This is a genomic window from Streptomyces sp. NBC_00286, from assembly GCF_036173125.1.
Classification (GTDB): domain Bacteria; phylum Actinomycetota; class Actinomycetes; order Streptomycetales; family Streptomycetaceae; genus Streptomyces.
The window spans coordinates 8980336-9002814 of the sequence record NZ_CP108054.1 but is presented as its reverse complement, the minus strand read 5'-3'; the positions used below and the strand labels follow the sequence as shown (position 1 = coordinate 9002814).

General features: G+C 69.3%; 14 protein-coding genes and 3 pseudogenes. 9 read left to right on the top strand and 8 right to left on the bottom strand.

The window, feature by feature from the left end:
* Window positions 1-188: 188 nt before the first annotated feature.
* Window positions 189-1628: a non-reducing end alpha-L-arabinofuranosidase family hydrolase gene (locus OHT21_RS40625; protein WP_328773239.1), complete on the bottom strand. Its 1440-nt coding sequence runs from the start codon at window positions 1626-1628 to the stop codon at window positions 189-191.
* Between the two features lie 244 nt (window positions 1629-1872).
* Window positions 1873-2454: a hypothetical protein gene (locus OHT21_RS40620; protein WP_443050554.1), complete on the bottom strand. Its 582-nt coding sequence runs from the start codon at window positions 2452-2454 to the stop codon at window positions 1873-1875.
* Window positions 2455-2779: 325 nt separating this feature from the next.
* On the opposite strand from OHT21_RS40620, the pseudogene OHT21_RS40615 reads away from it, so the two are divergent.
* The 3 genes and pseudogenes from OHT21_RS40615 to OHT21_RS40605 form a co-directional block, all read left to right on the top strand.
* A pseudogene (locus OHT21_RS40615) lies at window positions 2780-3365 on the top strand (xylosidase); the annotation flags it as partial.
* Window positions 3366-3537: 172 nt separating this feature from the next.
* A complete protein-coding gene (locus tag OHT21_RS40610; RefSeq protein ID WP_328774416.1) occupies window positions 3538-4890 on the top strand; it encodes a glycoside hydrolase family 43 protein in 1353 nt (450 codons plus the stop codon).
* Window positions 4891-5443: 553 nt separating this feature from the next.
* Window positions 5444-5576, top strand: a pseudogene (locus tag OHT21_RS40605) (DDE-type integrase/transposase/recombinase); the annotation flags it as partial.
* Between the two features lie 19 nt (window positions 5577-5595).
* On the opposite strand, the pseudogene OHT21_RS40600 reads toward OHT21_RS40605, so the two are convergent.
* The 3 genes and pseudogenes from OHT21_RS40600 to OHT21_RS40590 form a co-directional block, all read right to left on the bottom strand.
* Window positions 5596-5728 (bottom strand): annotated as a pseudogene (locus OHT21_RS40600) (DDE-type integrase/transposase/recombinase); the annotation flags it as partial.
* 317 nt (window positions 5729-6045) lie between these two features.
* On the bottom strand, window positions 6046-6786 hold the full coding sequence (locus tag OHT21_RS40595; RefSeq protein WP_328773238.1) for an SDR family NAD(P)-dependent oxidoreductase: 741 nt from the start codon (window positions 6784-6786) through the stop codon (window positions 6046-6048).
* A gap of 373 nt (window positions 6787-7159) precedes the next feature.
* The gene (locus OHT21_RS40590) at window positions 7160-8074 is read right to left on the bottom strand and encodes an SDR family NAD(P)-dependent oxidoreductase (RefSeq protein WP_328773237.1); all 915 of its coding nucleotides are present in this window, start codon (window positions 8072-8074) and stop codon (window positions 7160-7162) included.
* Window positions 8075-8225: 151 nt separating this feature from the next.
* Between OHT21_RS40590 and OHT21_RS40585 the strand changes: the two genes are divergently transcribed.
* Both OHT21_RS40585 and kstD read left to right on the top strand, forming a co-directional pair.
* On the top strand, window positions 8226-8876 hold the full coding sequence (locus OHT21_RS40585) for a TetR/AcrR family transcriptional regulator (RefSeq protein WP_328773236.1): 651 nt from the start codon (window positions 8226-8228) through the stop codon (window positions 8874-8876).
* A 584-nt stretch (window positions 8877-9460) separates the two neighbouring features.
* Window positions 9461-11269 (top strand): 3-oxosteroid 1-dehydrogenase, encoded by a 1809-nt coding sequence (kstD, locus tag OHT21_RS40580; protein ID WP_328773235.1) that lies wholly within the window; start codon window positions 9461-9463, stop codon window positions 11267-11269.
* A gap of 70 nt (window positions 11270-11339) precedes the next feature.
* Here kstD and OHT21_RS40575 read toward each other — a convergent pair whose 3' ends face one another.
* From OHT21_RS40575 to OHT21_RS40565, 3 genes are all read right to left on the bottom strand, one after another.
* Window positions 11340-12668 carry an enolase C-terminal domain-like protein gene (locus tag OHT21_RS40575; RefSeq protein WP_328773234.1) on the bottom strand — a complete coding sequence of 443 codons (1329 nt, stop codon included), beginning with the start codon at window positions 12666-12668 and terminating at the stop codon, window positions 11340-11342.
* Window positions 12669-13737: 1069 nt separating this feature from the next.
* Window positions 13738-14892: a Gfo/Idh/MocA family protein gene (locus OHT21_RS40570; RefSeq protein WP_328773233.1), complete on the bottom strand. Its 1155-nt coding sequence runs from the start codon at window positions 14890-14892 to the stop codon at window positions 13738-13740.
* 226 nt (window positions 14893-15118) lie between these two features.
* Window positions 15119-16066, bottom strand: a complete 948-nt coding sequence (locus OHT21_RS40565) for a methionyl-tRNA formyltransferase (RefSeq protein WP_328773232.1) — start codon at window positions 16064-16066, stop codon at window positions 15119-15121.
* Window positions 16067-16151: 85 nt separating this feature from the next.
* Between OHT21_RS40565 and OHT21_RS40560 the strand changes: the two genes are divergently transcribed.
* From OHT21_RS40560 to OHT21_RS40545, 4 genes are all read left to right on the top strand, one after another.
* Entirely contained in the window at window positions 16152-17558 is a 1407-nt protein-coding gene (locus OHT21_RS40560; protein ID WP_328773231.1) for a lysine N(6)-hydroxylase/L-ornithine N(5)-oxygenase family protein, read from the top strand.
* A gap of 153 nt (window positions 17559-17711) precedes the next feature.
* Entirely contained in the window at window positions 17712-19427 is a 1716-nt protein-coding gene (locus OHT21_RS40555; RefSeq protein WP_328774415.1) for an ABC transporter ATP-binding protein, read from the top strand.
* Entirely contained in the window at window positions 19424-21343 is a 1920-nt protein-coding gene (locus tag OHT21_RS40550; RefSeq protein ID WP_443050553.1) for an ABC transporter ATP-binding protein, read from the top strand. The genes OHT21_RS40555 and OHT21_RS40550 overlap by 4 nt, the downstream gene beginning before the upstream one ends.
* The gene (locus OHT21_RS40545) at window positions 21343-22404 is read left to right on the top strand and encodes an iron-siderophore ABC transporter substrate-binding protein (protein ID WP_328773230.1); all 1062 of its coding nucleotides are present in this window, start codon (window positions 21343-21345) and stop codon (window positions 22402-22404) included. The genes OHT21_RS40550 and OHT21_RS40545 overlap by 1 nt, the downstream gene beginning before the upstream one ends.
* Window positions 22405-22479 lie beyond the last annotated feature (75 nt).

Below are 22479 nucleotides of genomic sequence, written 5' to 3'. Positions count from 1 at the left end.
CTCGTGGTCGACCAGGACGAGGCCGCCACCATCCGGGGTCTCCGCGTGCACGGGCGGGCTCGGCCTTGCACCGAGCCCGCCGCTCCCACTCCACCCGTTCCTGGTCGCTCGCTGTGACGCTCACCCGGTTCGGCGTACGTCGTTGCCCGCGAACGTCAGGAACACCAGGACCTGCGTCACGCCAACGGCTAGCGCTGCAGTGTCAGTACCCCCGGCCGGTAAGGCAGGAGGCCGTAGTCCCCGCCGTCGGTGCTGGGGTCGCGCCCCTGGTAGAGGAACTGCAGATTGCAAGGGTCGATGGTCTTGGTCTGGTCGGGGTTGGTGCGAACCAGATCGCCGTGGCTGATGTCCCTGGTCCAGGTGGCGCCGCTGTTGGCACTGCCGGCGAAGGGGCTGGTCACGGTGTCGGCCTGCGGCTGCGGTGTCCACGTGCCGTCGAGGCTGGTGGCCGTGAACGAGCGGAAGTAGCGACCATACCCTGTGTAATTCTGGGCCTCGACGATCATGAGGTACTGGTTCTGACCCTGGACCTTGTAGACCTCGACCGCCTCGAACAGGTTGAGCGGCGTGTCGCTCATGATCTTCGTGAACGAACCGAAGGTGCCCGGGAAGTTGCCGATGGGCATGCTGGCGCGGTAGATGCCGCCCTCATCGTCGGCGAAGAACATGTACATGTTCGTGTCGTCGCCGATGAGGGTCACATCGAGGGGGCCCCCCTTCGGGAGGGTGCCCGTGAACAGCTCCTGCTGCGCGGACCAGCCGTTGGGGTCGGTGGGGTCGCTCGAGGTGCGGTATCCGAAGCTGTATGGCCAAGCCCCGTTGTAGGCGAGCACCCAGAGGTTCTTCGGGGCGAAGTAGAACAGCGTCGGCGCGATGCCATCGAAGGGGATCGTGTTCTGGGTGGCGGTGGCCATGTCGGACCAGTTCGTGAAGGGGCTGAAGGTCGTCAATCCCCAGCGCCCGTCGTTACCGGCGAGGGTGTTGTGCGTCGTGGCATAGACGATGTGCTTGCCGTTGTGGACGACGCTGGTGAAGTCCTTGAGCGAGGCCCACCCCGCCTTCGGCTCCGCCAGCGGGCCGGTCGAGGTCCAGCGGTAGGTCGACGGAAGAGCACACGCGTTGCCCGTCCCGGACAGGCCGGTCCACTTCTGGTTGGCGCCGCCGTGGCACGACCAGATCTGCACCCCCGTGCCGTTGGCCTTGCCCCAGCCCGAGACGTCCAGGCACAGCCCGGACCGCACGCCGACGATCGTGCCGTCGGGGTTCACCCGCCACTGCTGGTTGTCGCTGCCGTTGCACGTCCAGATCTGCACCGGGGTCCCGGACGTGGTGCCGCCGCCCCGGACATCCAGGCACTTGTTGCCGTACACGGTCAGCTGGTTGCTGTCCGTCAACGTCCACTGCTGGTTGGTGCCGCCGTGGCAGTCCCAGATGTGCACGTTCGCGCCGTCGGTCTGACTGAAGCCCGCCGCATCGAGGCAGCGGCCGGAATCGACACCGCGCACGTCGCTGGTGGTGGCCGCCTGAGCCGGGCCGGCGACAAGCAGCGCCGCCAGCGCGGCCAGGGCCGCAACCACGGCGGCGAGCGCTGCAGATGGATGTCTGGGGCTGAAACTACGTCTGTGCATAAGGACCTCGTCATCCTTGAGCAAGCGGCTCCGGTCCACCCCGTCAGGGGCTGTCCGGACGGCGGTGTAGTGCGGGCCCTAAAATGTTCGACATAGCGAACATGGGTCGAAGTGTCGAGCAAACTGGATAATAGGGTTCCGGTGATCAGCGTCAATACCTCTCGCAAATTCACAAGCCGGAACATTCACAGACTGAAACCAGGCGGCCTCAAGTCCCATGCCTGTACAGGTCTTTAACTGTGGGTCAGGTAGCGGTGCGGGCGCGGGCTTGGACAGGCACCCTTGCAGTACTGGTTGCCACCGCTCCCGAAAAGGTTGCCGCCCGGTCCAGGTTGAGGGTGCGAGGGGCCACGGGCAGCGGTGCAGGCGGGTGCGTTCGACCGTCTAGCGCGGAGGCCGGTGCCCTGCCTGTCTCGCGGTGGACGCGGGTGTTGACCTGCTGGCAGAAGATCGCGCAGGCCCCGCAGAGTTCGGCGAAGCTGCTGTGCTTCTCCCGCAGGTTCGCGGAGGTCGGGGTCAGGATCACCACCCGGAAGCGGGACCACGCCAGCCACGCGCAGAACAACAGCGTCTCGCGCTCGCTTCCACCGCCCGGACCAGGCACTTTCGGGCCCCATCCCCAGTCGAACTGCAACCAGAGACCGGGCTCGGCGATCCACAGCCGGAAGTACGACGGTGGCCGGCCCGCCACCGTTCCTTCGCCCGCGCGACCGCCCGCCGCGTCGTCCGCTCGCCCCCGGTGAACCCAGTAGCTGGAGGCGTTCGTGAGCTTGTCGGCTCGCACCGTGCGCTGCGACCGGTCGACCCACTCCTCAATCTCCGGCATGAATGGGTCGATCAAGGATCTTGTGCTGTCCGCTCTCAACTCCTAGGATCCATGCCGTCCGAAGGATCGGTTCACGTTCGCAGTATCGAACACGCCCGGGCCGAAGCGGCTTGCGCATGCTGCACATGCCGGGCATGACAGCCACCCGCATCATCCGTACCAGTAAGGCTCTCCCCCACACGCCAAGTGCCGGACTTGGAAGGGTGCACCTGTCATTCGTGCGGCGAGACCCGATCGCCTCCCGGAGCATCGTGTGACGTCACCCGCACCATGCCGCGCCCGCGCCTGTGCCGCGCGGCCGTGGTCCTCCTGTTAGGCCTGGCGCGGCCGGCCCGCCGTCCAACTCGCAGGCCGCGCCTGGGGCACGTCGTATCCCAGCCCCGTCCTGCCGCCCCCACCCCGCCAGGTCACCCCACTGACCGGCGGCGACACCTTCGACGGAACGACCATGAAACCGAAGCGGGAAGGGAACCACAATCCGGACCACGACAAGTGGTCCGTCAACAACGGCCTGACCCTGCGCACCGCGACGGCCACCAACCACCTGTACTGGGCCCGCAATACCCTCACCCACCGGATTCAGGGACCCACCACCACCGCGACCATCCAGCTGGACTACACGACGATCCGCAACGGACGGCAACCGGAACACCACCGGCACCGAAGTCGCGAGCGCCGACGTCACGGGCGGTCGCATCCGGCTGCGCGCGGCCGCCGACATCCGCCCCGGCGCCTCCCGTCCGGGCACCTTCTCCCACAACTCCGACGGCACCAGCTTCACCCGCCCGGGGCCCGCGTTCGCTGGGCCACACCTGGCAGGTCTTCATGGGCTGCCGCTTCGCCCTTCCAACTACGCCGCCCAGACACTCGGCGGCTCCGTCCGCATCGCACGGTTCGCGCTGACCACACCCCGAGCGCAGCAACGTTCCTCCCCCGCACCTGACCAGTGCTCAGTCCCTGACCCGCAGCACCAGGAAGGACCACGCCATGGCCAGTACCGCCGTCCACGGGCCAACGGCTCACCCGACCGCAGTGAGATCACCCGCCACCGGTACGAGACTCGCCCGGGCAGCCGCCTGGGTGATGGGCCTCCTGCTGGTGTTCGCCGTCGTGCCCGCCGTGGTGCAGCCCACCGCAGCCAGGGCCGACAACCCGATCGTGCAGCACGTCTACACCGCCGACCCTGCCCCACTCGTGCACAACGGACGGGTCTACCTCTACACCGGGCACGACGAGGACGGCTCCACCTCCTCCTTCGTGATGAAGGACTGGCGGGTGTGGTCCTCCGCCGACATGGTCAACTGGACCGACCACGGCTCACCGCTCAGCCTGGACACCTTCAGCTGGGCGTCCACCGACGCGTGGGCGGGCCAGGCCATCGAACGGGGCGGCAAGTTCTACTGGTACGTGCCGGTGACGGCCCGGGCCACCGGCCGGATGGCCATAGGCGTGGCGGTGTCGGACAGCCCCACCGGCCCGTTCCGGGACGCCCTCGGCCACCCGCTGATGGAGAACAGTGAGATCGACCCGACCGTCTTCATCGACGACGACGGCCAGGCCTACCTGTACTGGGGCAATCCGAACCTGTGGTACGTCAAGCTGAACGCGGACATGACGTCCTACGCAGGCAGCCCCGTCCAAATTCCGCTCACCACCGCGGGCTTCGGAACCCGCACCGACAACCCCGACCGCCCCACGCTGTACGAAGAAGCACCCTGGGTCTACAAGCGGAACGGCCTGTACTACATGGTGTATGCGGCCAGGTGCTGCTCGGAGTTCATCGCCTACTCCACGGCACCCAGCCCGACCGGGCCGTGGACCTACCGGGGAACAGTCATGCCCGCCCAGGGCAACGCCTTCACCAACCACGCGGGCATCGTGGACTTTCAGGGCAACTCGTATTTCTTCTACCACAACGGCGCCCTCCCGGGCGGCGGCGGCTTCACCCGCTCGGTCGCAGTGGAGAAGTTCTCCTACAACGCTGACGGAACGATCCCGACGATCAACATGACGGACACCGGTGCACCCCAGGTCGGTGCGCTTGACCCGTACGTACGCCAGGAGGCCGAGACGATCGCCTGGGGTTCCGGGATCGAGACCGAATGGACCAGTGACGGCGGAATGAACGTCGGCTGGATCGAAAACGGCGACTACACCAAGGTCAAGGGAGTGGCCTTCGGGACCGGCGCCTCCTCCTACACTGCGCGCGTGGCCTCCGCCACCGGCGGCGGCACCGTCGAGCTGCGCCTGGGCAGTCCGAGCGGGACGGTCGTGGGCCGGTGCAGTGTGCCGAACACCGGCGGCTGGCAGGCCTGGACCACGGTGACCTGCCCAGTGAGCGGCGTGGCGGGAACCCAGGACCTCTACCTGAGGTTCGCCGGCGGCAGCGGCTACCTGTTCAACATGAACTGGTGGCAGTTCACCCGCGCCGCGTAACCGCACCGCGTTGACTTGCTCCTCGGGCTGAAGCCCGAGGATCCCGGCCTTCCCGTCCGGGGACTGTGCCGCGTAGCGGCACAGTCCCCGGACGGGACTCCGTGGCTTCCTGCTTCGTCGCGCTGTGGCCGGGACGAGTCCTGGCCTGACCTGCGCTCCACAGGCTGTAACCGCCAGCCCGGCGGCCGTTTTCACCTCCCCCCGCCGACGTCCCCCGCCTGACGTCACCGCCGCCCTGACGGCGGCGCGGCGCGGAGGCCCCGCCGACGCGCAACACCGGTGAGCGCGCCCCGATCCCCGGCTGCGTCCACGCCGCCCATCCCGCCCTCCCACATCCTCAACTCCAGCCAGGGCATGGTCGAAGAGGTCGCAACGGGGATGTCAGCGGCCCGGCCACGCCGTACGCCGGTGGTGACCTGGGCGGACTTCGGAGGGCGCTGTCACATTGCTGGGTGCATGAGTGGCTGACAGCGTGCTGGAATGTGGCCGGCCCGGGTGTCGGCCTGGGTCAGGCTGTTGCGGGCAGGCCAGCGATACCCCACCGCCACAGCCCCGCTCCTACGGAGCCGCCCACCGCGAGGTCATGCCCTCGGTCGAGCACCGCTCCCACAAAGGCCTGAACAACCGGGCCGAGAACTCCCACCAACCGACCCGGCAGCGCGAACGGGCCATGAAAGGCTTCCGCATCACCAGCGGAGCTGCCGTGAGTTTGTCGGTGACGACGACCCGCAGCACCGTACCCGTCTTTGTGAGAAGGCCACGGAAGAATCGCCTGGCCGCGTCGGTTCTGCACGAGGATGTCCAGCGCGTTGCCGTCCTGGTCGACGGCCCGCCACAGGCGCCCATGGGATCTCCGCCACCTACAACTCCGGCGTCAACGAAGGCCGCATCCCCGACGTCAGACTCCAAAAACGCCTGATGGCAGGATGCGCGGGCGTTCCGCTCCTGCGCCACCGCGTCATCCTGATCGCCCGCCTCCGCCGCCGTTACGCGGACCGGCCGACCACGATACCCAGATGATCTCCGCCTACGAAAATCTTGCCAGAGCCGCGTTCACACGTACGGCGACAGTTGCACTCCCTTTCTCTGCGCCCTGGCTCTCAGGACGCTCACTCACCACGTCTGGCACCGGCTCGCCCCCGTGGCTCTCGAGGTTCAGCCGGCGGAGCGGCCGCCGTCGATGACCCAGATCTGACCGGTGACATGGCCGGCCTCGGCGTCGTCGAGGAGAAAGGCGGCGACGTTGGCGATCTCCTGCGGGGTTCCGAGCCGGCCCTGGGGGACCTGGCCGGCGAGCATCTCGAGCTGGTCGGCCGGGGCGTTGTCCAGGATGGGCGTGTGGGTCACGCCCGGGGCGACGGCGTTGACGCGGATGGCCTGGGTCGCGTACTCGAGGGCCGCGACGCGGGTCATCATCACCGACGCGCCCTTGGAGACGATGTAGGCGGAATTCAGGGGTGTGGCGCGGAAGCCGCCGATGGAGGCGGTGTTGACCACGGCGCCGCCTCCACTTTCCAGCATGAGCCGCACTCCGGCCTGGAGGACCAGGTAGGTGCCACGGACGTTGATGGCCAGGACCTCGTCGAAGGCCTGGACGGGGTACTCGTGCAGCGGCTGCGTCGCGCCGCCGATCCCCGCGTTGTTGGCCAGGAGGTCCAGGCCGCCGAACTCGGTGCGGATCCACTCCTCGGTGGCACGCACATCGGCCTCGTCGGCGACGTCGAGGTGCCGGGCCGTGGCCCGGTCGCCGAGTTCGGTGGCCAGCTCGTACTGCCGGCCGCTCACGTCGGTCACGATAACGCGCGCGCCGTCGGCGACCAGGCGCGTGGCGATCGCCCGCCCGATGCCCGAGCCGGCACCGGTGACCAGCGCGATCTTGTTCTCGAATCGTTCCATGAACTCTGTGCTCCTGTTTCTTCGGGTAGAGGGAGCCGCGGCAGAACCTCCTTCGAGAGGCGCCCGGGGGTACCCGTCATCCAGGGCTTCCCCGGGCGGCCGCCGCGCCGGGCCCGCCCCCACGGCCCGGCGCCTTTCGGGGCCGGCCGCCCTGCGGCCCCGGGGTTTGGGGAAACTCAGACCCGGGCGGCCTCGCGCTCCCTGTCCGGATCCGGTGCTTTTGCGTCGAGCTGCTTGGCCGGCTCCTCGACTTCCTCTGATCGCTGACCGGCTTTCATGCTCACTGACCAGGAACTTCGGGGCCCCGGGATACCCGGTCACACCTGCGCCCATCGGCGGACCCCTCATTGCGCAAGTACAGGCGCTCGCCTGCTCAGGGGATGAGGGCGAATTCCTCGACGAGGGAGCCGGGGACGTGGTAGCCGGTCTGGTCGCGGACGGTGTCGATGTGTGCGGCCACGTCATCGGCGGTGGCGATCGGAGCGTCGGCGGGGACGTGGTGTCCCGCGGTGACGCCGATGAAAACGCGGGCGTAGCGGCCGCGCGCGATGGAGAACGCCTCGTGGCTGTAGGGGTTCTCCTCACTCGCGAGGTAGCTCGCCATGGCGGTGATCATCTCGGGTTCGTTGTGGGCCGGGGTGGTGGGGACGCCGGCGAGGGTCTCGAGGTTCATGTCCTCGATCATGCGGCTGGCGGCGGCCGGGAGGATGGTGTTGACCTTGATGCCGTGGGGGGCGCCTTCGAGGGCGACGACATTGGCCAGGCCCAGGACGGCGCCCTTGGCGGCCGCGTAGTTGGCCTGCTCGGGGCTTCCGAAGATGCCCGAGGCGGACGAGGTGAACACGATGCGCCCGTAGCCCTTGTCGCGCATGACGGCGAAGGCGGGCTGGGTGACGTAGAAGGCGCCCTTGACGTGGACGGCGAGGAGGGCCTCGACAGCCTCGGGGGTGAGGTCGGTGAAGGGCGCGTTGCGGATATTGCCCGCGTTGTTGATCAGGATGTCGACCGTGCCGAAGGCGTCCAGCGCGGTCTGGACGATGGCCTTGCCGCCCTCGGGGGTGGCGACCGAGTCGTAGTTGGCGACGGCCTGCCCGCCGGCCGAGGTGATCTCCTTGGCGACCTGGTCGGCCATGGCGCTGCCGCCGCCGTCGCCTGCCATGCTGCCGCCGAGGTCGTTGACGACGACCTTCGCTCCGCGGGCGGCCAGATCGAGGGCATGGGCACGTCCCAGACCCCCTCCTGCCCCGGTGACGATCGCGACGCGTCCATCGAACGAGATACGGGTCATGGTGACGACTTCCCTCTGTGCTATGGCGTGGTTGTGAGGCCGGAAGGCCCGCCCTGACTGCACGATATGCCTACTTGGCACAACATGCCAAGTAGGGCTGACGTGTCACAATAGGTGGCAGTGACCCGACGAGTGCGAGGAGAAGGCCGGAATGCCTCAGACCGCCGAGGACAGCACCAGTGCGAAGCCCCAGCACGATCTCCGCCGTCGGCGCCGGGCATCCATGCAGCGCGACCTCGCCCTGGGTGCTGTCGACCTCTTCGAACGCCAAGGCTTCGCGGAGACCACCGTCGAGCAGATCGCGGCTGCCGCCGGCATCTCCCTGCGCACCTTCTACCGGCACTGCGCGGTCAAGGAGGAGGCCCTGACCCCCCTGCTCGTCGAGGGCGTCAACACCCTTGTGGAGGTCCTCGCGGAACGCCCCGCGGACGAACCCCTGCGCGACGCCGCCCAGGCCGCACTCCTGGCCAGCAGTACCAGCACCTCCACAGGCGACCTGCGCCGTATCGCACGGCTGATGCTCGGCGAACCCGCTCTCAAGGCCCGCTGGCTCGCCGCCGGCCGCCGCGCCCAGGACCTGCTGACCCCCGTCATCGCCGAGCGGCTCGGCCCGAGTGCCGACACCCTCGCCGCATCGGCCACCGCCGGCATGCTCGTCAACGTCGCGACCACCGCCCTCGAATACTGGGCCGGTGACCCCGACTCCGGCACCCTCGCCGACGTCACCACCTCCGCGTACACCGCCATCGCGAACTTCAACCACCCCCGAGTCGGCGCCCGTGCCGCCGACGACAGGAAGTAGCCCCACCATCACCCCCTCGTGACGTGTCCGGCATGCTCCCGTAGGCGGTGGTTCCGCCATCGGCTGGATCGACCTGCGCCACCCGCCCGGCATCGGCTCCCGCGGATGACCTGGCCCCCACACAGGGACCTTCGCGACAGGCGCCATCACAGCCCTGACCGCCACACGGTTCCAGCGTTGGCCGTCGATGTCCCCAAGGAGATCAGGAGGCAGGTGAGACCGTGCCCGTCATGGCTCGACAGAGCCATTCACGTCTCGACACGGCTGACCAGAATGAACAGGTCACCCCTGCCTGAAGCACTTCGACCTTCGCGTACGACTTCTCCAGACCCCGCACACGTATCGCCGGGCGGGCGATCGTTTGGGCCGTCATGGTCATCCGCCTCCTTCGCGGAGCTGTTCCAGGCGAGTGCGAGGAAGCTCCTGCACGGCGTATGCCGCTCGTGGTGGCGTACCTCTTGACTTCACCCCCGTTCCCGCGCCACATTCCTGACTCTGCATCAGAAACGGGGCGTCGGGAACCCTCGTGTCCCGGGCAGCACAGCACGGCCTCCCTTTCCCTGACCAGACTGGAGAGACCTGCCATGTCCACTCACGCTGATCCCGTCAGACGTACGTCGCTCTCCGCCCCCTCGCGCCGCCATGTGATCGGTGCCGCCGGCGCCGGGCTCGCCCTCGCCGGAGGGCTGCCGTATCCCGGCGGCCCCTACGCCACCGCCGCCGACACCGCCGACCTGCCCCTCCTCGGCACGTACGACGTCGTGGTCATCGGCTCCGGAGCCGCCGGTATGACGGCCGCGCTCACCGCCGCCAAGCAGGGCCTGACCTGCGTCGTCGTAGAGAAGGCGGGAACCTTCGGCGGCTCGGCGGCCCGTTCCGGCGCGGGTATCTGGATCCCGAACAACTCCGTCATCCTGGGCGCCGGGGTGCCCGACACCCCGGCGAAGGCGGCCACGTACCTCGCGTCGGTGGTCGGCGACGACGTCCCGGTCGAGCGGCAGAAGGCCTTCCTCGACCATGGGCCCGCCATGCTCTCCTTCGTCATGGCCAACAGCCCGCTGCGCTTCCGGTGGATGGAGGGCTACAGCGACTACTACCCGGAGTTGCCCGGCGGGCTGGCGCAGGGCCGCTCCATCGAGCCCGACCAGCTCGACGGGAACATCCTGGGTGCGGAGCTGGCCCGGCTGAACCCGGCGTACATGACGGTCCCGGCCGGCATGGTCGTCTTCAGCGCCGACTACAAGTGGCTCGTCCTGTCCGCGGTCAGCGGGAAGGGGCTCGCCGTGGCCACCGAGTGCCTGGCCCGGGGGACGAAGGCGGCGCTGCTGGGCCAGAAGCCGCTCACCATGGGGCAGTCGCTGGCGGCGGGCCTGCGTGCCGGGCTGCTCAGGGCGAACGTGCCCGTGTGGCTGAACACGCCGCTGACCGATCTGCACCAGGAGAACGGCGCCGTCACCGGCGCGGTCGTCACCAGGAACGGCGCCCCCGGACTGCTACGTGCCCGCCGGGGCGTCATCGTCGGCTCGGGCGGCTTCGAGCACAACGCGGCCATGCGCGAGCGGTACCAGGAGCAGCCGATCGGCACCCGGTGGACGGTCGGCGCCAAGGAGAACACTGGTGACGGCATCCGGGCCGGTGAACGGGCGGGCGCGGCGCTGGAGTTGATGGACGACGCGTGGTGGGGTCCGGCGATCCCGCTCCCCGACCAGCCGTACTTCTGCCTCGCCGAACGCACCCTGCCCGGCGGGCTCCTCGTCAACGCGGCCGGAGCGCGCTTCGTCAACGAGGCCGCGCCGTACAGCGATGTCGTGCACACCATGTACGACCGCGACACCCCGAACGCCCCGCACATCCCCGCCTGGCTGATCGTCGACCAGAACTACCGCAACCGCTACCTCTTCAAGGATGTGGCGCCGACCTTCGTGTTCCCCGACGCCTGGTACGAGTCGGGCGCCGTCCACAAGGCGTGGACACTGGACGCGCTGGCCGCCTCGATCGGCATACCCGCGGCCGCCCTGCGCGCCACCGTCAACCGCTTCAACTCCCTTGCCAGGAGCGGCGACGACACCGACTTCGGACGCGGCGACAGCGCGTACGACCACTACTACACGGACCCCTCGGTCCGCCCCAACTCCTGCCTGGCACCACTGTGGCTGGCCCCCTACTACGCCTTCCGGATCGTTCCGGGCGACCTCGGCACCAAGGGCGGCCTGCTCACCGACGCCCGGGCGCGCGTGCTCAGCCCGGACGGCTCGGTGATCCCCGGCCTGTACGCGGCGGGCAACGCCAGCGCCGCCGTCATGGGCCGCAGTTACGCGGGCGCGGGCTCGACGATCGGCCCCGCGATGACGTTCGGGTACATCGCGGCACGGGACCTCGCGGCGCGCGGGTGAGCCGTCAACCGCTCCCGTCTTCGTACGCGCCGACGGCTGACCGCCTCGCGACCACGAACCACCCGAGGGTTCAGCGCACGAGACTGGGCCGCTTGCTGTCGAAGGCCCAGTCCTTGACCAGGTATCGCATCGCGAGGACGTCGTCTCGGCCCGACAGGTTCTTCTCCCGGTAGAGGTCGTGGGCCGCGAGGAGGCGGTCATTGTCGAGGTGGATGCCGAGGCCGGGGGTGTCGGGGACGGCGACCTCGCCGCCGGCGATCCGCGGGGGGTCGGTGGTCAGGCGTTCCAGGCCCTCCTGCCAGATCCAGTGCGTGTCGAGGGCGTTGTACTCGCCGGGCGCGGCGGCACCGCAGTGGGCCATCATCGCCAGGGAGATGTCGAAGTGGTTGTTGGAGTGGCAGCCCCAGGTCAGGCCCATCGCGTCGCAGAGCTGGGCGACCCGTACCGACCCCTGCATCGTCCAGAAGTGCGGGTCGGCGAGAGGGATGGAGACCGACTGGAGGGCCAGGGCGTGGGTCAGCTCGCGCCAGTCCGTGGCAATCATGTTGGTCGCCGTGGGGAGCCCGGTGGCCCGGCGGAACTCCGCGAGGATCTCCCGCCCCGAGTAGCCGCCCTCGGGTCCGCACGGGTCCTCGGCGTAGGCGAGGGTGCCGACCAGCGGCTTGCACAGTTCGACGGCTTCACGCAGGGACCAGGCGCCGTTCGGGTCAAGGGTGATCCGGGCTTCCGGGAAGCGTTCTTTGAGCGCCCGTACGGCCTTGACCTCCTCGTTCCCGGGCAGGACGCCGCCCTTGAGCTTGAAGTCCCGGAAGCCGTACAGGTCGTAGGTCGCCTCGGCCTGGCGGACGATCGCCTCGGGGGTCAGGGCCTCCTCGTGCCGGATCCGGTACCAGTCCACGGCTGAGCCGGCTTCGCGTACGTAGTCGAGGTCGGTGCGGTCGGGGTCGCCGACGTAGAAGAGGTATCCGAGGACCCGTACGGAATCGCGCTGCTTCCCGTCGCCGAGGAGCGCGGCGACGGGCACCTCCAGGTGTTGCCCGAGGAGGTCCAGAAGCGCCGACTCGACGGCGGTGACGGCGTGCACGGTGGTGCGCAGATCGAAGGTCTGGCCGCCTCTGCCGCCCGAGTCGCGGTCCGCGAATCGGTCTCCGATGGCCCGCAGGACGCGCTTGTAGTCGCCCACGCGTGCATCGACGACGAGGGATTCGGCGTCCCGCAGTGTCTGCGTGATCTTCTCGCCGCCTGGCACCTCCCCCAGTCCCGTACGCCCCTCGGAGTCCTCGAGCACGACGACGTTTCGCGTGAAGTACGGGCCGTGAGCGCCGGAGAGGTTGAGCTCCATGGAGTCCCGGCCGGCGACCGGGAAGACGGAGAACTTGGTGACGGTGGGCTGGCTCATGACTGGTCTCCGCTCCACAGGTCGAGGACGTCCGGGGCCCATTCGACGGCCAGTACGCCGGTCACTGTCCTCACATGAAGACAACGTCCATGTATGAAAATGGAGGCTAGGCTCGTGAACGCGATCTGGTCAATGGCCGAGCCGAGGGGTGTCAGGCACCCGGCGGTCCATCGGCCAGACGCAGCATCACCTTGCTGCTGGCGCTCGTCGGGTCGGCGGCGACGGCCAGTGCCTGCGCGGCCCGGTCCAGCGGGAAGCGGTGGCTGATCACCGGTGACACATCCAGCCGTCGCGCAGGGCGACCAGCGCATCGTCGATCTCCTCGACGATGCGGTACGAGCCGATCTGAGTTGGTGCCGAGCGACACCAGCGAGGAGATCAGCCCGCGCCGCCTTACGGGGGCGTACTCAGCGAGCATGACGGTCGCTCCGGCGATCTGGCGCGCGACCTACGCGACGTTGCGTCAGATGGTTCTGCCCTCGAACTCCCGCCCGACGCCGCCCTGTCGGAGAACGAACTGGCGGCGTCGCTCTGGGTAAGCCGCACGCCGGTACGGGAGAGCGTCTCGGGAACTCTGTGTGTGCCTGAGGGTTTCAGGCTTTTCGGGCGCGGCGTGGCCGTGTGCCGTCACAGTGGGGTCCGAACCTCGGGGTGAGGATGTGGAGTTCGGTGGCGCGCACGTGGTGGAAGCCGGTGGCAGAGCATGTCGCCGTCGCCACCAACCGGCCCACACCCACCACCCCCTCCATGGCCCCGAACCCGGCGTACTCCCGCACCCGGTCGACCTAACGACCGACCACCGCACAAAGACACGCACCCCGGGCCACACCCGATTCATGCAGGAAAACTCAGCAAAACCGCCAACACGCCCCCCTGCGCTCGGTGTTCAGCGACATCGAACGCATCCGCGCCCACTCACCGGAACTGTTCGCCTCCGGCCCCACGAAGGCGCCGGTGCGACGGAATGTGGTGGTGTGGGAGTAGCCGCTCCGCCCCGGACTGAGCATCCAGCCGCACTCCGAGGACGGCGTGCGGGAACAGAAAGGCCACCGCGCCGATCAGCCAGTCCTCATGCCAAGCTCACCCACGTTCCCTGTTCGACGGAGCGTGCCATGGCGTCCAGCGCCGCCGCGCTCGCCACGGCGTCAGCGGCCGTCGGGCCGTACGGGGTGCCTTCGGCGATCGAGCGCAGGAAGTGGTACGCCTCGATGACCTTGAGGTCGTCGTAGCCCATGCTGTTGGCCGAGCCCGGCTGGAAGGCGGCGTACTCGCCGTGGCCGGGGCCTACGTACAGGGTGCTCATGGGCTGGTCCTGGTAGCTGGTGCCGCGGCTGACGGTGAGTTCTCCCATGCGCCGGTAGTCCCAGGAGACCGCGCCGGTGGTGCCGTGGATCTCGAAGCCGTAGTTGTTCTGCTCGCCGACCGAGACGCGGCTTGCCTCCAGGACGCCGCGGGCGCCGGAGGCGAAACGGAGGAGGCAGTTGACGTAGTCCTCGTTCTCCACCGGGCCGAGTTCGCCGCCGGAGGCCAGGGTGTGACCGGCGGTGGCGCCGGTGGGGCGGGCCCGCTCGGGGATGAAGACGGCGGTGTCTGCGGTCAGGGAGGTGATCTCCCCGAGCAGGAAACGGGCCAGGTCGACGCCGTGTGAGGCCAGGTCGCCGAGCACCCCGCCACCCCCGCGTTCCCGCTCGTACCGCCAGGTCAGGGCGCCCTCGGGGTGGGCCGCGTAGTCGCTGAACAGCCGGATGCGTACGTGGGTGACCGTGCCGATCTCGCCGGCGGCGACCAGTGCGCGGGCGGCCTCGACGGCGGGCGCGTTGCGGTAGTTGAAGCCGACGGCGCCCTGGAGGCCGCCCTTGCCGAGGGCGTCGGCTACGGCCCTGGCGTCCTCGGCGGTCAGGCCCACCGGCTTCTCGATCCAGATGTGCTTGCCGGCCTCGGCCATCGCCACGCCGATCTCGCGATGCAGGAAGTTGGGGGCGGTGATGCTCACCGCGCGCACCCGCGGGTCGGCGGCCACCTCTCGCCAGTCGCGGACGGCGGACGCGAAGCCGTAGCGCTCTGCCGCCTCCTCGGCCCGGCCGGGCACCTCGTCCGCGACGGTGACCAGTTCGGGGCGCAGGGGCAGTTGCGGGAAGTGGTGCGGCAGGCGGGCGTACGCCTGCGTGTGCACGCGTCCCATCCAGCCGAAGCCGACGACTGCTACGCCGAGCGTATTCACCATGCTGTGCCCTTCGATCGAGAACCTGCGGTTCTCGACTCTGCCTCATGGCCTGCGGCCTCGCTCCGCGGGGTGGGGCGGTTCGCGGCTGCGGGTCCGTTGCGGCTGGTCGCGCCCACGCGGCGGAGCCGCAAATAGACACAGCCCCGCGCCCCTGAAGGAAGGCCTGCGGCCTCCTTCAGGGGCGCGGAACCGCTGAGGGGCGCGGAACCGCTTCGCCTATGCCATCTCATGGCCTCGCCGTGAGGTAGCCCCCCATCGTGCGGAAGTAATCCGTCGCCGCGTGCTCCGTGCCATCCTCCGTGCGGACCCGCTTCACGCACAGGCCGCGCAGTCGGCCGTTCCTCGCCTCGGCGCCTGCGACGATGATCACGCCGTCGCCCTCGCGGATGAAGATGCGGCCCGGAGTGCCGCCGTAACGGCCTTCCGATACTGCTGCCTCGACGATGCGCAGGCGCTCGCCGCGGTGGTACGTGAAGGCGTTGGGGTACGGGTCGCACTGGGCGCGTACCAGGCGGTCCAGGTCCTCGGCGGGCCAGGTCCAGTCGATGCGGCTGTCCTCGAGTGAACGCTTGTGGAAGAAGCTGGCGCGGCTGCGGTCCTGGGGGATCCACTGCGCGCGGCCCGAGGCGATCAGGTCGAGGGACTCGGTCACGACCGGTGTGATCAGGTCGACCGTGCGGTGGAACAGGTCGGTGACGGTGTCGGTGGGGCCCACCGGTACGGCGCGCTGCAACAGGATGTCGCCCGCGTCGAGTTCGGCGTTCATCCGGTGCGCCGTGACGCCGACTTCCCGCTCGCCGTTGATCAGCGCCCAGATCAGCGGGGAGAAGCCCGCGTACGCCGGCAGCAGCGAGTCGTGGATGTTGAGCGTGCCGTGCGGCGGGAGGTCGAAGACCTCGGGAGGCAGTACGGTCCGCCAGTTGTTGGCGACGATCAGGTCCGGTTCCGCTTCCCGTAGCGCGGTGAGGAGTTCGGGGTCGTCGGGGCGGTTGCGGAGCAGTACCGGGATGCCGTGCTTCTCGGCGAGATCGGCCACCGAGTCGTCCCAGATCTTCTCGTACACGTGGTCGCTCTTGGGGTGGGTCACGGCCATGACCACCTCGTGATCGGACTCCAGCAGAGCCTGGAGGGTGCGGTGCCCCCAGGTCTGATAGCCGAACATGACGACCCGCATACTCGATCCTCTCCTAGGACACACCATTGCAAGGTAAGGCTAACCTTATTTAACATCAGTGGCGCCTAAGGGAAGGAAAGTTGCGGTGAACGCACTGCACGACGAACCGGACGCCATCCACGATCTGATCGGCGTAGGTTTTGGCCCGTCAAATCTCGCGCTGGCCATCGCGGTTGAGGAACACAACTCCCGAGCCGCCCCCGACCAGCGCCTTCGAGCCCGGTTCCTGGAGCGCCAGCCGTCCTTCGGCTGGCACCGTGGCATGCTCATCGACGATGCCACGATGCAGGTGTCCTTCCTCAAGGACCTTGTCACGATGCGCAATCCGACCAGCGACTTCAGCTTCCTGTGCTTCCTGCGGGAGCGCGGCAGACTCGTGGACTTCCTCAACGCGAAGACGCTTTTCCCGCTGCGGATCGAGTTCCACGAGTACTTCGAGTGGGCCGCCGCCCGGATCGCCCACCAGGTCGACTACGGCGCCGAAGTCCTGTCCGTAGAGCCGGTACTGGCCGAGAACGGCGAGGTCCGCTGGTTCGATGTCATCAGCCGAGTACCCGGCGACCCGGAGCGCACCGTCGTGCGCAGGGCCCGGAACATCTCGGTGGCCGTCGGCCTCGAGCCCCATCTCCCGCCGGGCACCGAGCTGTCGGACCGTATCTGGCACAACAGCGAACTGGTGCCGCGCGTAAGCGAGTTGAACGACGCCGGCGCTTCGGTGGGCCGTATCCTGGTCCTCGGAGCCGGTCAGAGCGCCGCGGAGGCGGTCGACTATCTGCACCGCTCCTTCCCCGAGGCGGAGGTCTGCGCGGTCTTCGCCAAGTACGGGTACACCCCCGCCGACGACAGTCCCTTCGCCAACCGGATCTTCGACCCGGAGGCCGTGGACGTCTACTTCCAGGCCAAGCCGGAGGTGAAGCAGTCCCTGGTCGACTACCACCGCAGCACCAACTACTCGGTGGTCGACATGGACTTGATCGAGTCGCTGTACGCGACCATGTACCGCGAGAAGGTCCAGGGCCACGAACGGCTGACGATGCGCAACGTCTCCCGCATCCGGGACGTCCGCACGCTGGACGACCGCCTGGACGTCACCGTCGAGTTCCTCCCCACGGGCGAGCGGGAGGTGCTCTCCGCCGACCTGCTGGTCCATGCGACCGGCTACCGGCCCAGGGATCTCGACCAACTGCTGGGCAGGACGGCGAAGTTGTGCCTGCGGGACGATGACGACGCCGTACGCGTGGGCCGCGACCATCGCGTGGAGGCCGCGCCCGAGGTCACGGCGGGCATCTATCTGCAGGGCGCGACCGAGCACACGCACGGTCTCACCTCGACCCTGCTGTCCACAACCGCCGTGCGCTCGGGCGAGATTCTCGATTCGCTGCTCAGCCACAAGGCGAGTGACGCGGAAGCAGGGATCCATTCCGCCGCCGGTGCTCTCGCGGACTCCGCCGCCGATTCCAGGGCCAGCGTCTCGGCCAATTCCTCGGCCTGAAAGGGCGGTTCATCGTCGTGACGACGGCACGCGCGCGCGTGCCGTCGGACGGCGCCCGGGGCGGCCGGGTGCGCGCCCCGGGCTGGGCAGACACTTTGACTTAGGGTAGCCTCACCTAGGTTTTTCTCTTTGTCCGATCCCGGAGGGGTACGGGTGGGTCCTTCAAATCCGTCGGGACGGGACGTCCTGAGGGACGCGGTCAGAGGTCAGCGACGCTTCGTCGCGCTCGGCTCTCTCCTCGGTTCCGGGCACCAGATCGGCGAGGCACTGGTGCCGGTCCTGATCGGCATCGTGATCGACCAGGCCGTCACCGACTCCGACACCGGCGCCCTGCTCCTCTGGCTGGCGATCCTCGCCGTGGTGTACGTGGGCCTGGCGTTGAGCTTCCGCATAGGCGCCTGGTCCGGTGAACGGGCCTCAGTTCAGGCCGAACACGCGCTGCGCATCACGCTCGTACGAAGGGTCCTGGACCCCGGCGGCGGGGCGGAGGAGGGCCGGCTGCCCGGAGCGCTCGCCAGCATCGCGACCGAGGACGCCAAGCGGGTCGGCGTCGTCAACTTGGCGCTGATGTTCGGGATTTCGGCACTGATGGGCCTGCTCACCTGTGCCGTCGTCCTGCTGCGTACGTCGGTGCTGCTCGGTCTGGTCGTGCTGCTCGGCACGCCCATCCTGCTCTGGCTCGGGCATCTGCTGAGCAAGCCGCTGGAGAGCCGCAGCGAGGCCGAGCAGGAGCGGGCGGCGCATGCCTCGGCGGTGGCCGCCGACCTGGTGGCCGGACTGCGGATCCTGAAGGGCATCGGCGGCGAGTCGACGGCCATCGCCCGTTACCGCACCACCAGCCGTGACTCCCTGAAAGCGACCTTGCGGGCCGCTCGCGCTCAGGCCTTCCAGAACGGCATGGTCCTGGCGCTGACGGGCTGTCTGATCGCCGTAGTCGCACTGGTCGGTGGCCGACTGGCCGCCCAAGGCAGCATCAGCCTTGGCCAGTTGGTGTCGGCGGTCGGCCTCGCGCTCTTCCTGCTCGGACCGCTGGAGACGCTGGCCTGGGTCAACGCCGAGTTCGCCCAGGGCCGGGCCTCGGCCGCCCGGATCGCGGAGGTGCTGGCCACTCCGCAAGCCGTCACGTCCGGCGGCCGGAGCCTGCCGCAGCAGGTGCGCGGCGCGGTCCGGCTGAGCGGGCTCAGCCATGGCGGGCTGCGCGAGGTGGACCTGGACATCGCACCCGGCGAACTCCTCGGCGTGGTCGCGACCGACCCCGCGCACGCCGCCGACCTGCTGCGCTGCCTGTCCCGGCAGACCGACCCCGAAGCCGGAACGGTCGAACTGGACGGCGTACCCCTGCGCGACCTGGATCCCGCCGAGTTGCGTACGAGCCTGCTGGTGGCCGAGCACGACGCGGACCTCTTCGAGGGCACCGTCCGCGAGAACGTCACGGCCGCCGTCATCGCCGGAGCCGGAGCCGACTCAGTATCCGTCGATCCGGAGTCGGCGATGGTCGCGGCCGGTGTGGCTCAGGTCGCGCAGACCCTGCCGGACGGCGAGGACACGAAGGTCAGCGAGCGCGGCCGGTCCCTCTCGGGCGGGCAGCGTCAACGGGTCGCACTCGCCCGCGCGTTGGCGGCCGACCGGCCCGTCCTGGTGGTCCACGATCCGACCACCGCGGTCGACGCGGTGACCGAGGCCCGTATCGCGGCAGGCCTGAGGGAGATCCGCAAGGGCCGCACCACCGTGCTCGTGACCACCAGTCCCGCGCTGCTCGCGGTCACCGACCGGGTCGTACTCCTCGACGACGGCCGGATCACCGACTCGGCCCCGCACACCGATCTGGTACGCCGTCACGAGGCGTACCGCGCGGCGGTGCTGTCATGACCGACACGTCAGAGAACGGGAACGGCGGGAACAAGAAAGCGATGACCGGCACAGACCCCGGCCTCGATACGGACGAGCAGCCGCCCGACTCCCGGGAACTGCTGCCCACCGCGACCGGCGCCCGCACCCGTGCCGCCGTCCGCGAACTGCTGCGTCCGCGCCGCGGTTTGGCCCTCGGCAGCTTCGCGGTGATGGTCGCGGCCACCGGTGTGGGGCTGCTCGTCCAGCCGCTCCTTGGCCGCATCGTGGACGTGGTGGCCGAGGGGCGCCCGCCCGGGGACGTGACGGCTCCCGTTGTCCTCCTGGTGCTGGTCGCCCTCGCCCAGGGCGGCACCACCGCACTGGGCCTGACCCTGGTCTCCCGGCTCGGCGAGACCCTGCTCGCCCAACTGCGCGAGCGTTTCGTAGAGAAGGCGCTGCGGCTGCCGCTGGAACAGGTGGAGAAGGCGGGCGCCGGAGACCTCACCGCACGGGTCACCCGGGACGTCTCGGTGGTAGCCGAGGCGGTGCGCAACGCCCTGCCCGAACTGGCCCGTTCCCTGCTGGCCATCGTGCTGACGCTGGGCGCGATGGCGGCGCTGGACTGGCGTTTCCTGCTAGCGGCCCTCCTCGCTGTGCCGATCCAGGCGCACACCGCCCGTTGGTACGTACGCCATGCCGTGCCGCTCTACGCCCGTCAGCGCATCGCGACGGGCACTCAGCAGCAGCAGCTCCTCGACTCGATCTCCGGGGCGGGTACGGTACGGGCGTTCCGGCTGGAGGAGCAGCACACCGCGCACGTGACCCGGCGTTCGTCGGCGGCGGTCGAGCTGACGCTGCGCGGAGTGAAGCTGGTGCTGGGCTTCTACAACCGGCTGCACGTGGGCGAGTTCATCGGCCTCGCCGCGGTCCTCGTCACCGGGTTCCTGCTGGTGCGAGCCGACTCGGTGTCCATCGGCACCGCGACCGCCGCAGCCCTGTACTTCCACAGTCTGTTCGCGCCGATCAACTCCGCGCTGGTGCTGCTCGACGACGCCCAGTCGGCGACGGCCGCGCTCGCCCGGCTGGTCGGGGTCGCCGACCAGCCGGACCCCGAGCCGGACGAGACGGCGAAACCGCACCAGCGGCGGGAGCCGGGCACAGCGGCGGACGGCACCGTCACCGTGACCGGCATCGACCACGCGTACGAGCCCGGCCGCCCCGTCCTCCACGAGGTGGACCTGACGCTCCGGGCCGGCGAACGCGTGGCCCTGGTCGGCCCGAGCGGCGCGGGCAAGACAACCCTGGCCAAGCTCATCGCAGGCGTACACGCACCGACGTCCGGCTCGATACACCTGACCGGCACCGGAACGTACGACAGCGGCGCAGGCCTTCCGGTAGCCCTGGTCACGCAGGAGACGCATGTCTTCGCCGGTTCGCTCGCGGAGGATCTGCGCCTGGCGCGGGCCGACGCGACCGACGACGAGCTGCGCACCGCCCTGGCCACCGTGGAGGCCCTGGACTGGGTCGAAGCACTGCCCGAGGGCCTGGACACGGTCGTGGGCGAGGGCGGACACCGCCTCACACCCGCCCGGGTCCAGCAACTCGCCCTGGCACGGCTGGTGTTGGCCGATCCCCCGGTGGCCGTACTCGACGAGGCGACCGCCGAGGCCGGCAGTACCGGAGCCCGGCTGCTGGAACGGGCGGCCGACCGGGCGGTGGACGGCCGCACGGCGCTGGTCGTCGCACACCGCCTCACCCAGGCCGCGGCCGCGGACCGGATCGTCGTCATGGACGGCGGCCGGATCGTGGAGAGCGGCACCCATGACGAGCTGTGCGCGGCGGGCGGGACCTACGCCTCCCTGTGGGAGGCCTGGTCCGGTACGCGCGCCACAGTCGATCAGCCCCCCATGCAGCAGCACCGTCCCGACACAACCACCACCATGAAGGACCACTGATGCTCGGCTCTCTCAGAGGCACACGCCTCGCCGCGGCGCTCGTCTCCGCGCTACTGCTCTTCACCACCGCCTGCGGCTCGGGAGATGATTCCGGGACATCCGCAGAGAACGCGGGGAACAAGGGATCCGCGAACGGCGCCTTCCCGGTGTCCATCCCGCACAAGTACGGCAGTACGTCCATCAAGGCGGAGCCCAAGCGGATCGTCACGGTCGGTCTGACCGACCAGGACGCCGTGCTCGCGCTGGGCAAGGTGCCCGTCGGCACCACCGAGTGGCTCGGCGGCTACAAGGGCGCCATCGGCCCCTGGGCCGCCGACAAGCTGGGCAGCGAGAAGGCGCCCACCGTGCTGAAGGACACCGGCACCGGTCCGCAGGCGGAGAAGATCGCCGCACTCAAGCCCGACCTGATCCTCGCGGTCTACGGGGGTCTGACCAAGGAGCAGTACGAGACCCTGTCGAAGTTCGCGCCGGTGGTGGCCCAGCCGAAGGCGTACAACGACTACGGCGTCCCGTGGCAGGAGCAGACCGAGATCATCGGCAAGGCGCTCGGCCAGGAGGCGGAGGCGAAGAAGCTCGTCGAGGACGTCCAGGCCGACGTCAAGAAGGCGGCCACGGACAACCCGGACTTCGCCGGGAAGACCGCCGTGATGGCCACGCCGTACGAGGGCATGTTCGTCTTCGGCAGCCAGGACCCGCGTTCCCGGCTGCTCACGGATCTCGGCTTCAAGCTGCCGACGGATCTGGACAAGGTCATCGGTGACGAGTTCGGCGCCAACATCAGCAAGGAGCGCACCGATCTGCTGGACACGGACGCCCTCGTGTGGATCGTCTCCGATGTGGCCAAGGACGAGGCCAAGCTCAACAAGAACGCGCTGTATGCCGACTTGAACGTGGCGAAGCAGGACCGTGAGGTCTTCGTCAAGGAGGCGAGCGACTACGGAAACTCCGTCTCGTTCGTGTCGGTTCTGAGCCTGCCGTACATGCTTGAGCGGTTGGTGCCGCAGCTGGCTGCCGCGGTTGATGGCGATACCGCCACCAAGGTGGAGCAGCCGGCTTCCTGAAGCGCCGGCTGCTCCGCGGGCGTTTGAAGCTGCGGGTTGGTTGTGGCTGGTCGCGCCCACGCGGCGGAGCCGCAA